This is a genomic window from Arthrobacter sp. ES3-54, assembly GCF_029504395.1.
Lineage (GTDB): Bacteria > Actinomycetota > Actinomycetes > Actinomycetales > Micrococcaceae > Arthrobacter.
The window spans coordinates 22,828-41,534 of the sequence record NZ_JAQFIF010000003.1 but is presented as its reverse complement, the minus strand read 5'-3'; the positions used below and the strand labels follow the sequence as shown (position 1 = coordinate 41,534).

The 18,707-nt window shown below is 67.1% G+C and carries 15 protein-coding genes; 9 read left to right on the top strand and 6 right to left on the bottom strand.

Translation table 11 applies throughout. The features are described 5' to 3' along the window. The first annotated feature begins 48 nt into the window (after positions 1-48). The 3 genes from M2428_RS06050 to M2428_RS06040 all read left to right on the top strand — a co-directional run bounded on the left by M2428_RS06050 (position 49) and on the right by M2428_RS06040 (position 2,844). Positions 49-1,239, top strand: coding sequence for a 4-hydroxybenzoate 3-monooxygenase (locus tag M2428_RS06050; protein WP_277524619.1), 1,191 nt, complete (start codon positions 49-51; stop codon positions 1,237-1,239). A gap of 115 nt (positions 1,240-1,354) precedes the next feature. Continuing rightward, positions 1,355-1,747 carry a nuclear transport factor 2 family protein gene (locus M2428_RS06045; protein ID WP_277524618.1) on the top strand — a complete coding sequence of 131 codons (393 nt, stop codon included), beginning with the start codon at positions 1,355-1,357 and terminating at the stop codon, positions 1,745-1,747. Continuing rightward, a complete protein-coding gene (locus tag M2428_RS06040) occupies positions 1,744-2,844 on the top strand; it encodes an FAD-dependent monooxygenase (protein WP_277524617.1) in 1,101 nt (366 codons plus the stop codon). The genes M2428_RS06045 and M2428_RS06040 overlap by 4 nt, the downstream gene beginning before the upstream one ends. Here the strand turns inward: M2428_RS06040 and M2428_RS06035 are convergent. From M2428_RS06035 to purB, 5 genes are all read right to left on the bottom strand, one after another. Then, positions 2,783-3,217, bottom strand: coding sequence for a hotdog domain-containing protein (locus M2428_RS06035; RefSeq protein ID WP_079555099.1), 435 nt, complete (start codon positions 3,215-3,217; stop codon positions 2,783-2,785). The genes M2428_RS06040 and M2428_RS06035 overlap by 62 nt on opposite strands. Before the next feature lie 95 nt (positions 3,218-3,312). Beyond that, positions 3,313-3,816: a GNAT family N-acetyltransferase gene (locus tag M2428_RS06030; RefSeq protein ID WP_229991934.1), complete on the bottom strand. Its 504-nt coding sequence runs from the start codon at positions 3,814-3,816 to the stop codon at positions 3,313-3,315. Positions 3,817-3,979: 163 nt separating this feature from the next. Then, entirely contained in the window at positions 3,980-8,833 is a 4,854-nt protein-coding gene (locus M2428_RS06025) for an NAD-glutamate dehydrogenase (RefSeq protein ID WP_277524607.1), read from the bottom strand. 140 nt (positions 8,834-8,973) lie between these two features. After that, positions 8,974-9,645 (bottom strand): histidine phosphatase family protein, encoded by a 672-nt coding sequence (locus M2428_RS06020; protein WP_277524605.1) that lies wholly within the window; start codon positions 9,643-9,645, stop codon positions 8,974-8,976. Continuing rightward, positions 9,642-11,084, bottom strand: a complete 1,443-nt coding sequence (purB, locus tag M2428_RS06015; protein WP_277524603.1) for an adenylosuccinate lyase — start codon at positions 11,082-11,084, stop codon at positions 9,642-9,644. Before purB ends, M2428_RS06020 begins: the two co-directional genes overlap by 4 nt. Positions 11,085-11,245: 161 nt before the next feature. On the opposite strand from purB, the gene M2428_RS06010 reads away from it, so the two are divergent. Then, positions 11,246-11,581: a hypothetical protein gene (locus M2428_RS06010; protein WP_277524600.1), complete on the top strand. Its 336-nt coding sequence runs from the start codon at positions 11,246-11,248 to the stop codon at positions 11,579-11,581. Beyond that, the gene (locus M2428_RS06005) at positions 11,581-13,098 is read left to right on the top strand and encodes a hypothetical protein (RefSeq protein ID WP_277524598.1); all 1,518 of its coding nucleotides are present in this window, start codon (positions 11,581-11,583) and stop codon (positions 13,096-13,098) included. Before M2428_RS06010 ends, M2428_RS06005 begins: the two co-directional genes overlap by 1 nt. Here the strand turns inward: M2428_RS06005 and M2428_RS06000 are convergent. Continuing rightward, on the bottom strand, positions 13,049-13,435 hold the full coding sequence (locus M2428_RS06000; RefSeq protein ID WP_277524596.1) for a phage holin family protein: 387 nt from the start codon (positions 13,433-13,435) through the stop codon (positions 13,049-13,051). The genes M2428_RS06005 and M2428_RS06000 overlap by 50 nt on opposite strands. A gap of 106 nt (positions 13,436-13,541) precedes the next feature. Between M2428_RS06000 and M2428_RS05995 the strand changes: the two genes are divergently transcribed. The 4 genes from M2428_RS05995 to M2428_RS05980 all read left to right on the top strand — a co-directional run bounded on the left by M2428_RS05995 (position 13,542) and on the right by M2428_RS05980 (position 18,631). Beyond that, positions 13,542-14,660: a histidinol-phosphate transaminase gene (locus tag M2428_RS05995; protein ID WP_277524595.1), complete on the top strand. Its 1,119-nt coding sequence runs from the start codon at positions 13,542-13,544 to the stop codon at positions 14,658-14,660. Positions 14,661-14,807: 147 nt separating this feature from the next. After that, a complete protein-coding gene (locus tag M2428_RS05990; protein ID WP_277524592.1) occupies positions 14,808-16,085 on the top strand; it encodes a thiamine pyrophosphate-dependent dehydrogenase E1 component subunit alpha in 1,278 nt (425 codons plus the stop codon). Next, positions 16,085-17,065, top strand: a complete 981-nt coding sequence (locus M2428_RS05985; protein ID WP_277524590.1) for an alpha-ketoacid dehydrogenase subunit beta — start codon at positions 16,085-16,087, stop codon at positions 17,063-17,065. Before M2428_RS05990 ends, M2428_RS05985 begins: the two co-directional genes overlap by 1 nt. A gap of 9 nt (positions 17,066-17,074) precedes the next feature. Continuing rightward, positions 17,075-18,631, top strand: coding sequence for a dihydrolipoamide acetyltransferase family protein (locus M2428_RS05980; protein ID WP_277524588.1), 1,557 nt, complete (start codon positions 17,075-17,077; stop codon positions 18,629-18,631). Positions 18,632-18,707: the final 76 nt, after the last annotated feature.

The following is an 18,707-nucleotide window of genomic DNA, read 5'->3' as shown; positions in this document are numbered from 1 at the left end:
AACGGCCCCGGGTCCCTGACCCGGACCCCGCAACGAAGCGAGACGCACATGGCACAGCGAAAAATCATCAACACGCAGGTAGCCATCATGGGTGCCGGCCCGGCCGGGCTCATGCTGTCCCACCTGCTGGCCAAGGCCGGCATCGAATCCACCGTCCTCGAGCTCCGCAGCCACCAGGAGATTTCCGAGACGGTCCGCGCCGGCATCCTGGAGCACGGCTCGGTCAACATGCTCGTCGACAGCGGTGTCTCCGACCGCGTGCTGCGCGACGGCGACCGCCATGACGGGATCGAACTGCGCTTCAACGGCGAAAGCCACCGGATCGACTTCCAGGACCTCGTCGGGGAATCGGTGTGGCTCTACCCGCAGACGGACGTGTTCCTGGACCTCTCCGCACGCCGGATGGCCGACGGCGGGGACGTCCGGTACACCGTCACGGATACCACCATCCATGACCTCGAAGCCAAGCCCAAGGTCTGGTTCACGGATGCGGACGGCGTCGAGTTCGAACTCCAGGCCGACTTCATCGCCGGCGCGGACGGTTCGCGCAGCCACTGCCGCCTCCAGATTCCCGAGGCGCAGCGCAAATGGTACTTCCACGAATACCCCTTCGCGTGGTTCGGCATCCTGGCCGAGGCGCCGCGCAGCTCCGACGAGCTGATCTACGCCAACTCGGAGAACGGTTTCGCCCTGATCAGCCAGCGCACCGAGACGGTCCAGCGGATGTACTTCCAGTGCGACCCCAACGAGGACGTCAACAACTGGGACGAGGACCGCATCTGGGACGCCTTCCGCAGCCGGGTCAACGGCAACGGCTTCGAGGTCAAGGAGGGGCCGGTGATCGACAAGACGGTCTTGAAATTCCGCAGCTTTGTCCACGCCCCCATGCGGCACGGCAACCTGTTCCTCGCAGGAGACGCCGCGCACACCGTGCCGCCCACCGGGGCCAAGGGCCTGAACCTGGCGCTGAACGACGTCAAGGTCCTGTTTGAGGGCTTCGACAGCTTCTACGCCACCGGCTCCACCGCGCTCCTGGACGCCTACAGCGGTCGTGCCCTGGACAGGGTGTGGAAGGCCCAGCAGTTCTCCTACTGGATGACCTCCATGCTGCACACCCCCGCCGACGCCGACGACTTCTCCCGAGCCCGCCAGCTCGGCGAGCTTCATTCCGTGGTGTCCTCCCGCCACGGCCGCGCCTACCTCGCGGAGGCCTACACCGGCTGGCCCGGCGCCAGCTAAGGCTCCGGCGGGGCCCCGGCCTGTGTACATATTTCCGTCGACGCGCAGCGGGACCAGGACTAGCCTTTAACCGTCCCAGCATGGCCCGACACAGATGACGGAGAGGTGCACGATCATGGGAACCGCAGAAAATGTTGAACTGGTCCGGAAGGGGTACGAGGCCTTCAACTCAGGGGATATGGCGACACTCAGCGACCTGTTCGCGGAGGACGCAGTCTGGTACGCGGCCGGAAGCGGCGTGCTGTCCGGGACCAAGCAGGGCCGGGACGCAATCATGAGCTATTTCGGCGAGCTCGGTGCCCGTTCCCAGGGTTCCTTCCAAGCGAACCTCCAGGACGTCGTCGGCGGGGAAAAATACACCGTGGGGATCCAACAAACCCAGGCCCAGGGAAACGGCAAGACCATTGACCTGGCCACCGTCATCACGTTTGTGGTCCGCGGCGGCAAGATCGCCGAAGGGCGGGAATTCTTCGAGGACACGGCCAAGGCGGACGATTTCTGGGAGTGACCGAACAGGCGCCGCCTGTTCCCGGCCGGCAGACGGTTTCCATCATCGGCGGCGGTATCGCTGGACTGGCCCTGGCGGCCCGCCTTGACCCCGCACGGTTCGACGTCACCGTCCACGAGCAACGCGACGGACTCCCGGCCGTCGGAACATCACTTGCAGTGTGGCCCGCGGCCCAGCGGGCCCTCGGCCGCCTGGGAATCCTGGACGCGGTCCGGGAGGCAAGCCCGGTGATCGAGGGCATGAGTGTCCGCGCGGCTTCCGGCAAGCCATGGACAGCGGCACAGGCGACTGGACTGATCGGCGTTTCCCGGATTGACCTCATCCGGCTGCTCGACGCCGCCGTCCCGGTCAGCGTGGGCCGGGCATCCGGCCGCATCGACGTCGTCCGGCCGGGCCCCGCCGGCCTTGTGGTGGGCGCCGACGGCGTCCACAGCTCGGTCCGCCGCACCTGCTGGGGCGCCCGGTCCGGGGCGCGGCCCACACCGTATCTCGCGGTCCGTGGCGTGGTTCCCGGACGGCTGTGGCGCGGGCACACGGGCGAATACTGGGGCCGGGGGCAGCTCTTCGGGATTGGTCCCGCGGCCGCCGGGACCAACTGGTACGCGGCGTTCCGCTCCGGGGTAGGACCCGGGAGCCTGGATGTCGCCGCCGCCCTGGCAGAAACACGCGCCCGCTACGCAGGCTACTCACCGGGGATCCTCGACGTCCTGGCCGCGGCAGTGCCGCAGACATCCCTGGTGCAGCGGGTCTGGACGACGCCGCCGCTTGGCAGCTACGTCCGCCGCCGGGTAGCCCTTGTCGGCGATGCCGCCCATGCGATGACCCCGAATCTTGGCCGAGGGGCCTGTGAAGCGCTGGTCGATGCCGTCACCCTTGCGGAGCTTCTCAATACCCGGCCCGTGGACGAGGCGCTGACGGCCTATAACCGGGCGCGCCACCTGCGCACGCAGGCGCTGCGGGCGGCGTCGTCGGCCGTGATGCGGCTGGCCCTGGCCGAACGCGGCCAGCCTGCAAGGGACGCGCTGCTGGGCTTGGCTAGTCCTGGTCCAGGGTCTCGGTCAGGTGGTGCGTGGGAATCCGGTCCCGGTCATAGGTGATTTCGGTGTAGCCGTGCGGCTCGGGCTTCCCGGACGGGCTCAGGTTAACGAAGACGATCTCATCAATGGTGAGGATGCTCCGGCGCGTGATCATGTTCCGGACTTCGGCTCGCATGGTCAGCGATGTCCGGCCGAAGCGGGTCGCGGTCAGGCCCATTTCGATCAGGTCGCCCTGGACCGCGGAGCTGACGAAGTTGATTTCGGAGATGTACTTGGTGACGGCCCGGCCGTTACCCAGCTGCAGGATGGCGTAAATGGCCGCCTCTTCGTCGATCCACTTCAGCAGGCTCCCGCCGAAAAGGGTGCCGTTGGCGTTGAGGTCCTCGGGCCGCACCCATTTGCGGGTACGGAAAGTGATGTCGGCCGATTCCATAGTGCGAGGTTAGCCGACTGCGTGACGGGCGGCGTTGTGTGACGCAGCGTCCTGGCACCGGCACCCGCCGGCGGCAGGCGCAGCGCCGCACCGCCTCAGGCCATGGCGGTGTGCGCGGCGCTGTGCGAATCGATCGGCTTCGCGTAGCAGTACGAGTGGACCACGCCGACATACGGCCCAAAGTTCGGCACGGACACAAAGCCGGAGTTCTCGTAGAACTGCCGGCCGTCGGTCTGCACCGAGCCGGCCTCCGCCGTCAGGGTGGTGATCCCCAGTGCGTGGGCGTGGGCTTCGAGGGCCGCAAGGATGGAGCTCGCCACCCCTGAGCCGCGGGTGTAGGGCAGCACATAGAGGCGCTTGATTTCGGCGGTCTGGGCGTCCAACATGCGAAGGCCTCCGCAGCCGACCGGCTGGCCTGAGGCTTTGTCGTGCGCCACCAGGAACACTGCCGTGTCCGCTTCCGACGGCGGCGGCCCGGGTTCGTGGTCGGGCCGTCCGAAGCGGGCCTCGAGTTCTGCCTGCTGGGCGGCCCTCAGGTCCGCGCCGACGGGGTTCGCCCAGGTGACCTGACGGATGTTGAGCCGCGGGTTGGTCTGCATGACTGCCTCGATTCGCCGAAGTGTTATGCAATCTAAGGCTAGGCGCCAGCCATTTCGGCCGTGTTTCCTGCCGGTAAGCGTCGGGAGAACTGTGGATTGATCGGTGGCAGTGCAGTTCCGGCTTTCGGCTCGGCTTCCGGATGGACCTGGCGAAGGCCACAGCCTAGCGGCGCACCAGTGTCCGCAGGAGTTTCAACGACACGGAGATCGAGGCGATATCCACTTGCCCCGGTTTGGTCGCTTCCGCGAAGGTGTCCTTGATCCGACCCAGCTGCTCCTGGTGCCCGCGTTCCCACGCCACTATGCGCTCCACGGCATCGGACGTGCCGGCGTCTGCGGCAGTAGGGCCCGCGGTGGTCTCCATCACGGAGACAGTCATGTCCGCTACGGCGGAATACACATCATCGCGCAGGGCGGCCCGCGCGAGGGCGTCCCAGCGGCTGCGCCGCGGCAGGTCGGTGATGCTGAGCAACAGGTTCGCGGCGCCGATTCGCTGAAACACCGCGTAGTACACGTCGGCGATGGTGGCGATCGGTTCGCGCACCTGTTCGGAGATCACGGAGATGTCCAGCAGCCCGAAACTCTCCAACAGATCCGAGGCGCGCAGGCCCACTTCACGGGGCATCCCCACGGCGTCCCAGTGCGCTAGCCTCTCTTGCACGCGGTCCAGGTCGGAGCCGCGGAGGTAGTCCACTGTGTGGGTCCTCAGCAATTCCATTGTGGGCTGGATCCTGCCCAAGGCCGCGTCCACCGGCTGGTCGCGATGGTCGTGCGTCACGTACCATCGCGTGGCTCGGTCGAGGACCCTGCGCATGTGCAGGGTCGCTTCGGCAACGTGTTCGTTGGGATATCCGGCGGGGAGTGCGGCCAGCCGGTTGACGATCCACGGCAGGTCGTAGGCTTCCCGCGCCACGACAAAGGCCCTGGCTAAGCCGGCGGCCGTTGCAGCGGTTTCCTCTATGGCGCGGAAAGCGAACGTGATTCCCCCGAGGTTGATCATGTCGTTGGCCACCACTGTGCACACAATCTGGCGGCGCAGCGGATGGGCCTCCAGCTCTGCTTCAAAGCGCTCGGACAGCTGGCGCGGGAAATAGCCGCGGAGGACGCGCCGGAACCACGGGTCGTCGGCAAGGTCGCTGGAGTTGAGCTCCTCTGCAAGTTCGATCTTGGCGTAGGCGGCAAGCACCGACAGTTCCGGCGCGGTCAGGCCCTCACCGGACCGCAGCCGTTCCCGGAGTTGTTCGTTGCTTGGCAGGCCCTCCAGCCTGCGGTCAAGGTCGGTGGCGTTCTCGAGCCAGTCCATGGTTCGTTCGAAGCCCGGGCTCCACTCCCGCACGAGGTGCCGGTCGTTTAAGAGCAGGACATTCTGGTCCGCGTTATTGGCCAGGACAAGACGGGCCACCTCGTCCGTGAGTGAATGCAGGAAGCCCGTGCGTTCCGGCGACGGCATCTTTCCCGCCGCGATCATCCGGTCCACGAAGATCTTGATGTTTACCTCATGGTCCGAGCAGTCCACGCCCGCTGAGTTGTCGATCGCATCGGTATTGAGCAGGACGCCGGACAGGGCAGCCTCAATCCGCCCGAGCTGAGTGATTCCCAGGTTCCCGCCCTCGGCGATGATCTTCGCCCGCACCTCATTGCCGTTGACCCTGACAGGGTCGTTGGCCTTGTCGCTAACCTCCGCGTTGGCCTCCGACGAGGCCTTGACGTACGTTCCGATGCCGCCGTTGTACAGAAGGTCCACGGGCGCCCGGAGGATGGCCTGAAGCAATGCGTGGGGTGGCAGCGACACCGTGCCCGGTTCCAGGCCGAGAGAGCTCCTGACCTGTTCCGTGATGCTGATGGACTTGGCCCGGCGGGAGTGGACACCACCGCCCTTGCTGATCAGCGCTGGATCGTAGTCCGCCCAGGATGAGCGGGGGAGCGTAAAGAGCCGCTGCCGTTCCTCAAAGGAGGCCCCCGCCTCCGGCGCCGGGTCAAGGAAGATGTGCCGGTGATCGAAAGCCGCCACCAGTCGGATGTGGCGGGAGAGAAGCATCCCGTTCCCAAAGACGTCGCCGCCCATATCGCCGATGCCGGCAACTGTGAAGTCCTCTTCCTGGCTGTCCATCCCGAGTTCGCGGAAATGGTGTTTCACCGATTCCCAGGCCCCGCGTGCCGTGATGCCCATCTGCTTATGGTCATAGCCCACGGTCCCGCCGGATGCGAAGGCATCGCCCAGCCAGAAGCCGTACTCCTCGGCCACCGCGTTCGCAGCGTCGGAAAATGACGCTGTTCCCTTGTCCGCCGCCACCACGAGGTAATAGTCGTCGACGTCCTGCCGCACCACGCCGGCCGGAGTCACCACTGTTTCGCCGTGCACGGTGGTGACCAGGTTGTCGGTGACGTCCAGCAGCCCGCGGACGAAGATCCGGTAGCATTCCAAGCCCTCCGTCAGCCAAGCGTCGCGGTCCAAGGACGGGTCCGGCAACTGTTTGGGATAAAAACCGCCCTTGGCGCCGGTGGGCACGATCACCGAGTTCTTTACGTTCTGCGCCTTGACCAGGCCAAGAACCTCGGTGCGGAAATCCTCGCTTCGGTCGGACCAACGCAGCCCACCCCTGGCCAGTGCCCCGAAGCGCAGGTGGACGCCTTCGACGCGGGGCGAGTACACCCAGATTTCGTATTTGGGACGGGGAAACGGCGCACCCGCGATGGCGGAAGGGTTCAGCTTGAAACTCAGGTGGGGCCTGGCCTGGAAGTAGTTAGTGCGGAGCGTGGATTCCACCAGGTTCATGAAGGTGCGCAGCAGCCGGTCGGCGTCGAGGACGGGAATGTCGTCGATCGCACCAAGCAGATCCCTCCGAGCCGTGTCGGTGTCTCCGAACCGGCGTGACGCCTCCAGATCGGGATCGAACTTGGCCCTGAATAGCGCTAGGAGCGCGTGGGTTGCCCGGACATTGCCCAGCAGGGTATCGGCCATAAAGCCGTATGAGGTCGTCGTGCCCAATTGCTGCAGGTACTTGGCATAGCCGCGCAGGATTGCCGCCTGGCGCCATTCGATGCCCTCCCGGAGGACGAGGCCGTCAAAGCGATCCGATTCGGAGTCCCCACGCATGGCAGCTCCGAAGGCATCCCCCAGCAGCCCGCTGGTCCGGGCCGGATCCACGCCGGCTGGGTACCGGACGCCAAGGTCATAGAGGAACAGAGGCCTGTCGCTCCCGCGCACCACATCGAAGGGCCGTTGGTTCAGCACCTCCAGCCCGAGGTTGTGGAAGAACGGCAGGATCCGCGTCAGGCTATGGGCCGCAGTCAGGTAAAGCCGGATCCGTGCGTCTTCGGCCAGCGTCGGGGAGGCATCGGCGCGGACATATACAGACAGGTGCGGATCATTCAGCGGCCGTCCGCCCATGCCGTCGAGATCGAACTGCTCGAACCGCCTGATGTCCTCAACTGCGTCCTCGACTTCGAAATCAGCCCGGTAGCTGGCTGGGAAGGCGGCGGACCACAGCGCCGACAACCGGCTGGCTTCCGCGGACGGCAACCTGTCACGGAGCGCCTCGTCCAGGCCCTCGGCCCAGCTCCGCGTCGCACTGATAAGTCTCCGCTCCACCGCAGCGGGATCGACGTCCGGCATCCTCCCGGCAGGCAGCAGTATCCGGAAGAACACGCGGGCCATAGGGGATTCACTGAGCCGGACTTCAAATTCGAGCGAGGAGGACTTGAAAGCCTGTTTGAGTTCGTGTTCGATCCGGAGGCGGACGGTTGTGCTGTACCTGTGCCGGGGGAGGAACATCAGGGCGGTCATGAAGCGGCCGTAGCTGTCAGAGCGCAGGAACACCCGTGTTTGGTGTTGGGCCTGCAGGAGCAGGATCTCACGGGCCAGCCCGGAAAGTTCATCCAGGTCCCGGTGGAACAGCTCGTCCAAGGGGAAGGACTCGAGGACGGTGAGAAGCTGTTTGCCCTGGTGGGAGGCCTCGGTGAAGCCGAAGCGTTCCTGGACGGCGCGTACCTTGTCCCGGATGACCGGGATGCGCCGCACGGACCGGCCCGTGGCGCCCGGGGTGAAGAGGCCCACGAACCGTACTTCTCCTGTGGCCGTCCCTGCGCTGCCGAAGGTCCGGACGAGGATTTCATCCAGGTAGGCCGGGCGGGGAACGGACGACCTCAGATCCGAAATGGAGAGCGTGAGAACCTGTGAATGGGGTAGCCCGGTGACGGGCTGGCGGGCCTCCGGCCGCCCGTCCCTGAGCAAGCCCAGCCCCGTGCCGGGCCGCAACGCCAGGTCCGTGCCCTCCGCCGTCGAATATTCATATTCGCTGTATCCCAAAAACGTGAAGTTGCCGCGATCCAGCCAGTCCAAGAGCTCACCGAGCTGCTCCGGAGTCGGAACCGTGCCGGCGGGCAGCAGGTCCAGGGAGTTGATGGTGCGGGCGAGCCGGGCGTGGATGGCGGGGGTGTCATCAGCGACCAACTGGACGTCCGCCAGGACACGCCGCACGTTCGCGGTGAGCTCAGCGATGGCCCGTGAGCCCGGCAGGCGGCCGATCTCTGCCGCCACCCACGTTTCGGATCTCCACCCCGGCGGGTCCTGGACGGTGCCAGTCGCCGCGGCGCCCGGGATGCCGGCAATTCGGCCCGTCGGTCCGGACTGCGAAGACCCATGCCGTACTTCCAGTAACTGATCAGTCCGCGTATCCCGCCGCACCAGAAAATTGGGATGCACCAGTAACCGAATGGACTCGTTTTGGCGGCCCAGTTCCGCGGTGAGCGAATGGATCAGTTGCGGTGTGGCGTCTGCAACCACCAGCAGGACGCTGGCGTCGCTTTCGTTCAGGATGTCGACGGCCGCAGTGCCTGCCGGGCGGCGGTCGGCCAGTTTGGCATGGTGCCTGGACCGCTGCTCGAGGTTTTCGGGACTGTAGCCTTGGAGGTCCTCCGGCGCAGCGTGCTCGTAGTAGGCCGCCAGGAACTGTTCATCGAAGCCGTGGAAGACGCTGGCGCGAGCATGCCCCGGGTGTACCGATTTGCGTGACATGCACCTGCGCCTCCACAGCGCGGGCTCAACCGCTTGCCGCGGCCGACCATCCTGTCCCCACGCCTGTTTTCATCATCGCCGCGTTCCGGTGGGCAGTCCAGTCCCGGCAGGCAAGTTCCGCCCCGCCGGGGACCGGCCCGCTACGCCGGACGGCCGGTGGGATCCTCCGCCGTCGGGTCCGCCAGGGCCAGGCCGCCCACGGGGCTGTCGTCCCAGTGGATGAGCTCCCAGCCGTTGTCGGGATCGCCGTCCAGCGCCACGATTCCGGTGTTGTCCAGCACATGCCTCATGGCAAAGTCCGGTTCGATGTTGCCCGCCCGCAGGCCGGCCCACACCCGGATGGCGGCACCGTGGCTGACCACGGCCACGGATTCTGAGTCTCCCGCTCCGTTGCCCCGGGCCGCTATTGTGGCGATCGCGGCGTCGTACCGGTCGAAGAAGTCCCGCCCGCTGGGACCGGCAGGCATCCGGCGGCCCAGGTCGCCGTCCGCCCAGGAAAAAATGGTGCCCAGGTACCGCTTGTGCGATTCGTGGTCCGTCAGCTTCTCCAGCGCCCCGGCTTCGATCTCGTGAATGCCCTGCAGCACCGCGGTTTCCAGCCCATGCACCCGGGCGAGGGGCGCGGCCGTGATCTGCGTCCGGATCAGGGTGGAAGCGTAGAGGGCATGGATCCGCTCGTTCGCCAGGGCGCGGGACAAGGCCTCAGCCTGCCGTTCGCCGAGCTCTGTGAGCCCGGGCCCCGGGTGGGCGGTGTCCAGCTGGCCGAGGACGTTCCCGGGCGTCTGCCCGTGCCGAATGAGCAGGAGCCTCACTTGAGGTGGTCCACCAGCTGGTCCGCGATGCCCGTGTACTTGCCCGGGGTCAGGGCCAGCAGCCGGGCTTCGGCGTCGGGGGACAGGCCGAGCCCCTGGACGAATTCCTGCATCCGGGCAGCGTCCACTCGCTGTCCTCGGGTCAGGTCCTTGAGCCGCTCGTACGGGTTCTCCATGCCTTCGACGCCGGCGATTGCCTCGGCGCGCATGACCATCTGGATCGCCTCGCCGAGAACTTCCCAGTTGGTGTCCAGGTCAGCGGCCAGCGCGTCCTCGGCCACCTTGAGCCGGTCCAGACCCTTGGCGACGTTGGAGATGGCGAGCAGCGAGTGGCCGAACGCCACGCCGATGTTGCGCTGCGAGGAGGAATCCGTGAGGTCGCGCTGCCAGCGGGAGGTGACCAAGGTGGAGCCCAGCACGTCCAGCAAGCCCGAGGAGATCTCGAGGTTGGCCTCGGCGTTTTCGAACCGGATTGGGTTCACCTTGTGCGGCATGGTCGAGGAACCGGTCGCGCCTGCCACCGGAATCTGCACGAAGTAGCCGATCGAGATGTAGCTCCAGATGTCGGTGCAGACGTTGTGCAGGATGCGGTTGAAACGCGCGACGTCGGCATAGAGTTCGGCCTGCCAGTCGTGGCTTTCGATCTGGGTGGTCAGCGGGTTCCAGGTCAGGCCAAGGCCTTCGACGAAGCCCTTGGCGACGTGCTCCCAGTCGGCGCCCGGGACGGAGGCAACGTGGGCGGCGTAGGTGCCGGTGGCGCCATTGATCTTGCCGAGGTATTCGGTCCGGGCAATCCGGTCCAGCTGCCGGCCAAGCCGGTGCGCAATGACGGCCATTTCCTTGCCCAGCGTGGTGGGCGTGGCGGGCTGGCCGTGGGTACGGGAGAGCATCGGCACCGCGCGGTTGTCCTCGGCCATGGCGCTGATCTGGGCAACCAGGGCGCGGGCCGCGGGCAGCCAGACGTCCTCCACTGCCCCTTTGACGCCCAGGGCGTAGGAGAGGTTGTTGATGTCTTCCGAGGTGCAGCCGAAGTGCACCATGGCGGTCAGGTGATCGATCCCGATGCCGGGCAGGCGGCGGCCGATGTAGTACTCGACGGCCTTGACGTCGTGCACCGTCACCGCCTCGATCTCGGCCAGTTCGGTGACCGAGCCAGCGTCGAACTCCGTGACGATCGCGCGCAGCTGCTGCTGCTGTTCCGCCGTGAGCGGGCCGGCCCCGGGCAGGACGCTGTTGCCGGTCAGGTGGATCAGCCACTCGACCTCCACGGCCACGCGGTCGCGGTTCAGGGCCGCTTCGGAAAGGTAGTCCACCAGCGGCGCGACGGCGGACTGGTAGCGGCCATCCAGCGGGCCGAGCGCGATCTGGTGGTCGGACGCGGCGAGGGCCAGGCGTCCGGACGGCGTGCGGGTATCAGCTGTGGAGGCAGTTTCAGGCATGTGCCGATTCTTTCACGAAGTGCCGCCGGGCCTTAAGCGCGCCTGTCCCATGACATTGCAGTGTGACTTTGCCGACCGGTACGGGATGGCTGTCCGGGGCGTTGTCCACATAGCCGGTCGGCGCTCTTCAGCCAGCCCTGGCGGCCCGTTAGCGTCGGTCCATGAGTAGCGGGATGACGCACGGACCGGCAGGCAGCGTGGCCGTTCTTGGCGTGACGGCCGCCGATGCGCTCCAGTGCGCGTCACGCAGTTATGAAGTCCAGCAGCTCGCTGCGCGCATTGCGAGGTGCGCCGATGAGGCGGACGCGGTGCTCGCCGCCCTCGCCCGCCTTGAGCTGCACACGTGGCAGTCGCCGGCCGGCCGCGCCTACCGGCTGGCCCTGTCCCTGCACGCGGCGGCGCTGCGTCGAAGCCGGGACTCGCTCCTCGATGCTGTTGCCGTGGTGCTCCGGCACGCCCGGAACGTGGCGCAGCCTGCGGACCGGATGGGCCCCTGATGGCCGACGTGACTCCGGCAGGTTCCGGCGGCACGCCGGGGGTTTCGGCGCCGCCAGCTGACGGCAGCCTGCGGATCCGGGGCGGAGTCGGCGGGGTGAGCTACCAGTTTGAGGAGCTGCTGGCAGGTGCTGCGGCACTGGACGGGCTGGTCCGGCAGCTGCAGTCGGTGGAAGTGGAGGCCGACGCCGCCCGGCGCGCACTTTTCCCCTATCAGTCCGATTCCTACACCAGCGGCAGCAACGCCATCATTGCCGTGGGGGAAGCCGGCCGGAACGTCGGCCGCGTCCGGTCACAACTCCAGCGCATCGGCGACGACGTCCGCGCCAGCCACCGCGAGTACGAATACGCCGAAGCCCGGAATGCCCTGCTGCTGCGGATGGGGCTTCACGGCTCCGAGTACGGCTCCGAATTCGGCGCAGCGCCGGAGCCCTTCGCCCTGCCGGGGGTACGCGGCATAGTTGAAGACTGGATCGCCAGGGCGCCCCGGAATCTCGCCGTGCTGCTTGGCCTGCCCGGACCCCTGGCCGCAGTCGCCGGAGCCCTGAGCGGGCCCACTGACGTCCGCCGCCTGGTCCGGGACGCCTCGGACGCGCCGGGGCTCATGTTCCTCAAGCCCCGGCCGGTCAGCATCGCGGGCCGCGAGACGTTTTCGGCCGACGTCGACCTCTCACCCGCCGGGCTGTTGCGGCGCGCCGGAGCGGTGGGGGAGCAGGGTGGCCGGATCGAAGTCATCGAGGTCGACGGCGCCACGCGGCCCGCGTGGGTGGTCATCATCCCCGGAACCCAGCAGGGCGGCCTGCCGGAAGGCACCAACCCCTTTGATCCCGCCGGAATCGCCGAGGCCCTGGGCTACGACTCGGCATGGACGGCAGCCGCAATCCGGCAGGCTTTGGAGCAGGCCGGAGCCGAGGCCGGCGATCAGCTAGTGGCTGTCGGCTACAGCCAGGGCGGGATCCACGCGATGAACCTCGGCCAGGACCGGGCGGTCCTGGCCGAGTACGATCTCAAGTTCGTGCTGACGGCGGGCTCGCCGGTGGGCGGTATCAGCCCGGGGCCGGGGATCCGCAGCCTGCACCTGGAACACGAGCAGGACTGGGTGCCGGGAGCGGACGGACTGGCCAACCCGGACACCAGGGACCGGGTGACCGTGACCCTCACCAACCCGCTGGCAATGCCGCCGCTGCAGGACTTCGGCCTGGGTCCCGGGCACCGGCTGGAGAATTACGCGGACGGTGCCGCGCTCGTCTCGGCAAGTCGGGACAACACGCTGCAGGATTCCACAGCTGCGCTGGCCGCAGTGGTGGGAACCGGCGGGGCGGCCACGGTGACCCGGTTCTCGCTCCGGCGCGAGGCCCGGCCGGCATCACAAGGAATGCCGGCACCGCTGGGAACATCCGGAGAGTCGGGAACATCCGCAGCCCCCGGACCGCCCGCGGCTCCGGGACCGCGGCACGGCCCGGGAGCCTCTAGCGGTCGAGGGCGGGAAGGAAGCTGGCCACGAGGGACACCGCGCTGATGATGATGGCGGCGAACACGGCCGTCCAGAAGAACGAGTCGATGGTGAAGTGCACGGTGGTGTAACCGCTGATCCAGGACGTCAGGTAGAGCATCGCCGCGTTGATGACCACCGTGAACAGGCCCAGGGTCAGGATGGTGATCGGCAGCGACAGGATGCTGACGATTGGCTTGACGAAGGCATTGACCAGGCCAAAGATCAGGCCGATGAACAGGTAGCCCAGGATGAGGCTGATGGTGCCGTCGCTCTGGGTGGAAATATCCAGCCCGGTGAGGATCCAGCAGGCGATTGACAGGGCCAGCCCGTTGATGATGACTCGTACGATGAATGAGCGCATGGCCCCATGCTGTCATACGCCCAGCGACGGCGGCAGGGACCATCTTCCCCCTTGCGGCAGCGGCCATCCCCCAACAGCACTAGCGACCCGAAGTAGGCTAGTTGGCATGACTTCATCAGAGAACCCGGCCGGGGGCATCAGGCCCCGTCCGGTGGTAGACCTCCTCCCCCGCTACGCGGCCGGAAAACCGCCCGCCCCCGTGGAAGGCCTGGTCAGCTACAAACTGTCCTCCAACGAAAACCCGTTGCCCCCGATCCCTGCAGTGCAGCAGGCCATCGCGGCGCAGACCGACTTCAACCGCTACCCCGATCCGCTCAGCAGCAAGCTGCGCGAATCGCTCGCCCGCTTCCTGGATGTTCCCGCCGAGGACATCGTCACGGGCGCCGGCAGCCTGGGCGCCCTCAACCAGCTGCTGGCCACCTTCGCCGGCCAGAACGACGACGGCAAGACCGACGAAGTCATCTACGCCTGGCGCTCCTTCGAGGCCTACCCGATCTGCGTTGGGCTGGCGGGCGCCGAGAGCGTCCGGATCCCGCTGACGGCCGAGGGGCGGCATGACCTGGACGCCATGGCCGCCGCAGTGACCGCCCGGACCCGGATGATCCTGCTGTGCACGCCCAACAACCCGACCGGACCCATCCTGACCACGGAAGAAACGGAGCGCTTCATCAACGCCGTTCCGGCCGACGTCGTGGTGGTCATCGACGAGGCCTACCAGGAATTCGTCCGGGCCGGCGACGCTGTGGACGGCATCGCGATGTACCGCAAGTACCCCAACGTCGTCGTCCTGCGGACGTTCTCGAAGGCGCACGGCCTCGCCGGACTCCGCGTGGGCTACAGCGTCTCCCGGCCCGACCTAACGCAGCACCTGCGGGTCGCCGCAACACCCTTCGCGGTCTCCCAAATCGCGGAAACTGCTGCCGTCACGTCGATCGAGCACTTCGCTGACGTTGTAGAAAGGGTACAAAGCCTGGTGGACGAACGGGACCGGGTCACGGCCGGACTGCGGGAGCTCGGATGGTTCGTTCCGGAGGCCCAGGGCAACTTTGTCTGGCTCAATCTGGGCGCAAACAGTGCGGAATTCGCCGCCCTGGCGGCCGAGCGAGCCTTGTCCGTGCGCGCCTTCGGCAACGAGGGCGTCCGGGTCAGCATCGGCGAAGCGGAAGCCAACACCCGGTTCCTGGAGCTCTGTGCAATCTATACAAAACCGCCACAGCGTTCCTAGCGCTTAACACGGCACGTTCAGTCCGCCCCGTGCGGATAAAGTAAGGACCAGTAAGCCAAAATATATGCCGGACTGGGAATGTATTCCCAGTCCGGCATATATCCCAGCGATCGCGGCGCATTCGGATGCGGCAAGCAAGGAGACGGTATGGGCGCCACACATCTGCCCTCTACCGAGTTCGACGGAACCGGGATGGATGACCAGCTCGAGGCGGAGGCGGAGGCCCAATTGGGCGCCCCGGCCGAACCGATGGTGCAGTTGCTGGCCCCTGACGGCACCCTGGGCTCGGACCCGGTTTTCTCGAAGTATGCCGAGAAGCTGGATCCAGCCACGCTGCGCGGGTTCTACGCGGACATGGCTAAGATCCGCCGTTTCGACGTGGAAGCCACCGCCCTGCAGCGGCAGGGCCAGCTGGCCCTGTGGGTTCCGCTCACGGGACAGGAAGCCGCCCAGATCGGCTCAGGCCGGGCCAGCCAGCCGCAGGACTACATCTTCCCGACCTACCGCGAGCACGGCGTGGCCCTGACGCGAAACGTGGACCTGGCCGAGCTCCTGCGTCAGTTCCGCGGCGTCTCCAACGGCGGCTGGAACCCGAAGGACACGAACTTCCACCTCTACACGCTGGTCCTGGCCGCCCAGACCCCGCACGCAGTCGGTTACGCCATGGGCATCCAGCGGGACCAGAAGCTGGCGGCCGCCAACGCCGTGGCCGGCGGGGAAGCAGGACAGGCCGTGGAGCCGAACGCCGCCGTCATGGTCTACTTCGGCGACGGCGCCAGCTCCGAAGGGGACGTCCATGAATCCATGGTGTTCGCTTCCTCCTACCAGGCGCCCGTGGTCTTCTTCTGCCAGAACAACCACTGGGCGATCTCGGTGCCCAGCTCCGTGCAGACCCGCATCCCTCTCGCCAACCGCGCCAAGGGCTACGGTTTCCCCGGCATCCGGGTGGACGGCAATGACGTGATCGCCGTCCACGCCGTCACCGAGTGGGCGCTGGAGCAGGCCCGCGAAGGCAACGGTCCGGTCCTGATCGAGGCGTTCACCTACCGGGTCGGGGCGCACACCACGGCCGATGACCCCACCAAGTACCGCGAATCCGCCGAGGAAAGCTTGTGGCGGGCCAAAGATCCGCTAGAACGGCTGGAGAAGTATCTCCGCGCCGAGGGCCTCGCGGACGACGCCTTCTTCAACCAGGTCAAGGCCGACGGCGACGAGCTCGCGGCCTACGTCCGCAAGACCACCTACGACCTCGAAACCCCGGACATCCGGACTGCCTTCGCCAATACCTATGTGGAGGCCCATCCGCTGGTGGCCGAGGAACTGGCCTGGTTCGAGGAATACAGCGCAGGGTTCGCCGACACCGAAACCGGACAGGCAAAATCAGATCCGGCACAGGCTGAGCAGAGAGACAGGGCGGCCCAGTAATGACCACTATGACCATCGCGAAAGCCATCAACGAGGGCCTGCGGGCCACGCTGAACAACAACCCCCGCTCGCTGCTGATGGGCGAGGACATCGGGGCCCTCGGCGGCGTCTACCGGGTCACCGACGGTCTGATCGCCGAGTTCGGCGCCGACCGTGTCGTGGATACGCCGCTGGCCGAATCCGGCATTATCGGCACCGCGATCGGACTCTCCCTGCGCGGTTACCAGCCTGTCTGCGAGATCCAGTTCGACGGCTTCGTGTTCCCCGGGTTCAACCAGATCACCACCCAGCTGGCCAAGATGCACTCGCGCAGCAACGGCAACCTTACCGTTCCTGTTGTCATCCGGATCCCGTACGGCGGCGGCATCGGCTCGATCGAGCACCACTCCGAATCGCCGGAGGCGCTGTTCGCCCACACGGCCGGCCTGCGCATCATCACGCCGTCCAATCCGCACGATGCCTACTGGATGATCCAGCAGGCCGTCGACTGCCAGGATCCCGTCATCGTTTTCGAACCCAAACGCCGCTACTGGCTCAAGGGCGAGGTCGACACCGAGACCCCCGGCGCGTCCGCGGACCCCTTCAAGGCCCATGTGCTCCGTGAAGGAACCGACGCCACCGTCGTCGTCTACGGGCCGCTGGTGCCCGTGGCCCTGGCGGCGGCGGAGGCCGCCGCCGAGGACGGCCACAGCGTCGAGGTAATCGACCTCCGCTCCATCTCGCCGATCGACTTCGACACCGTCACGGCATCGGTCCAGAAGACCGGCCGGCTGATCGTGGCCCACGAGGCCCCCACGTTCGGCGGCATTGGCGGCGAAATTGCCGCCCGGATCAGCGAACGGGCGTTCCATTCGCTGGAGGCTCCCGTCATCCGCGTCGGAGGATTCCACATGCCCTATCCCGTGGCCAAGGTCGAAGAAGACTACCTGCCGGACATCGACCGCATCCTTGAGGCGCTGGACCGCGCCCTGGCGTACTGACGAGGACCCATGACGCTCAACAAGTTCAATCTTCCCGACGTCGGCGAAGGGCTGACCGAGGCCGAAATCGTCGCCTGGAAGGTCAAGCCCGGCGATACCGTGGCCATCAACGACGTCCTGTGCGAGATCGAGACGGCCAAGTCCCTGGTGGAACTGCCCTCGCCCTTCGCGGGGACGGTCACGGAACTGCTGGTTCCCGAGGGAGTCACGGTGGATGTCGGCACGCCGATCATCAGCGTGAGCGACGCCGTCGCCGCCCCCGAGCCGACCACGCCGGCACCTGCTGCCCCGGCACCTGCCGCCGCGGCGCCCATGTACGGCACGCTGCCGGCTGACACGCCCGACGCCGGCGAAGCAGCCGGACGCCCGGCCGGCGGCCCGCTTGTGGGCTCCGGTCCCAAGGCCGACGCCGTCAAGCGCCGGAGGCGGATATCGGCCCCGGCGGCCACTTCGGCCGCCCGCAACGAAACCCACGTGGTAGAGCCTGGGGCCACGCCCGCCGGGTTCCCTGGCCGAGCTAGCGAGGTTAGGGAGCGGGTGGGGAGAGAGGCCCACGACATCTGGATCAGCCCGGCCGCCGTCGGCAACCCGGCTGCGGAGGCCGCCAGTCCGGCCGATTCCGTTGACCTGCGCCCCACGCTGGGCGGTGCCATCAGCGGCCTGGTCGGCAAGGTGCTGGCCAAGCCGCCGGTCCGCAAGATCGCCCGGGACCTCGGGATCAACCTGGCCGACGTCGTGCCCACCGGCGCCCGCGGTGAAGTGACCCGTGAGGACCTGGTGAGCTATCAGGCCCAGCGTGACGCCGAGGTGGACAAGGCGGACTCGTTTTGGGGCAAGTCCGGCCGCCCGCAGGACCAGCGGATCGAGCGGATCCCGGTCAAGGGCGTCCGCAAGGCCACCGCGAAAGCCATGGTCGAATCGGCTTTTGCGGCGCCGCACGTCAGCATCTTTGTCGACGTCGACGCCAGCCGCACCATGGAATTCGTCAAGCGCCTGAAGGCCTCCCGCGACTTCGAAGGCATCAAGGTCTCCCCGCTGCTGATCCTTGCCAAGGCGGTCATTTGGGCCGCGGCGCGAAACCCGAGTGTCAACGCCACCTGGGTGGACAATCCGGACGGCAGCGATTCCGCGGAGATCCACGTCAAGCACTTCATGAACCTGGGCATCGCGGCCGCCACGCCCCGCGGACTGATGGTGCCGAACATCAAGAACGCCCAGGACCTTTCGCTCAAGCAGTTGGCCTTGGCTCTTAACGAGCTCGCAACCACGGCTCGGGCCGGCAAGACCCAGCCCGCCCAGATGCGGGGCGGCACGCTCACCGTGACCAACATCGGCGCCCTCGGGATCGACACCGGCACGCCGATCATCAACCCGGGCGAGGTCGCGATCGTGGCGTTCGGCACTATCAAGCAAAAGCCTTGGGTCCTGGACGGCGAAGTCATTCCGCGGTGGATCACCACCCTCGGCGGCTCCTTCGACCACCGGGTGGTGGACGGTGACCTGTCTGCCCGTTTCATGGCCGACGTCGCCGCCATCCTGGAGGAGCCCGCACTGCTGCTGGACTGACACGGGCCGCGGACCCCAGCCCGCAGCGTTCCTTCCCAGTTACTTCGGCTCCCGCAGCCTGCACCGGCGGGATACC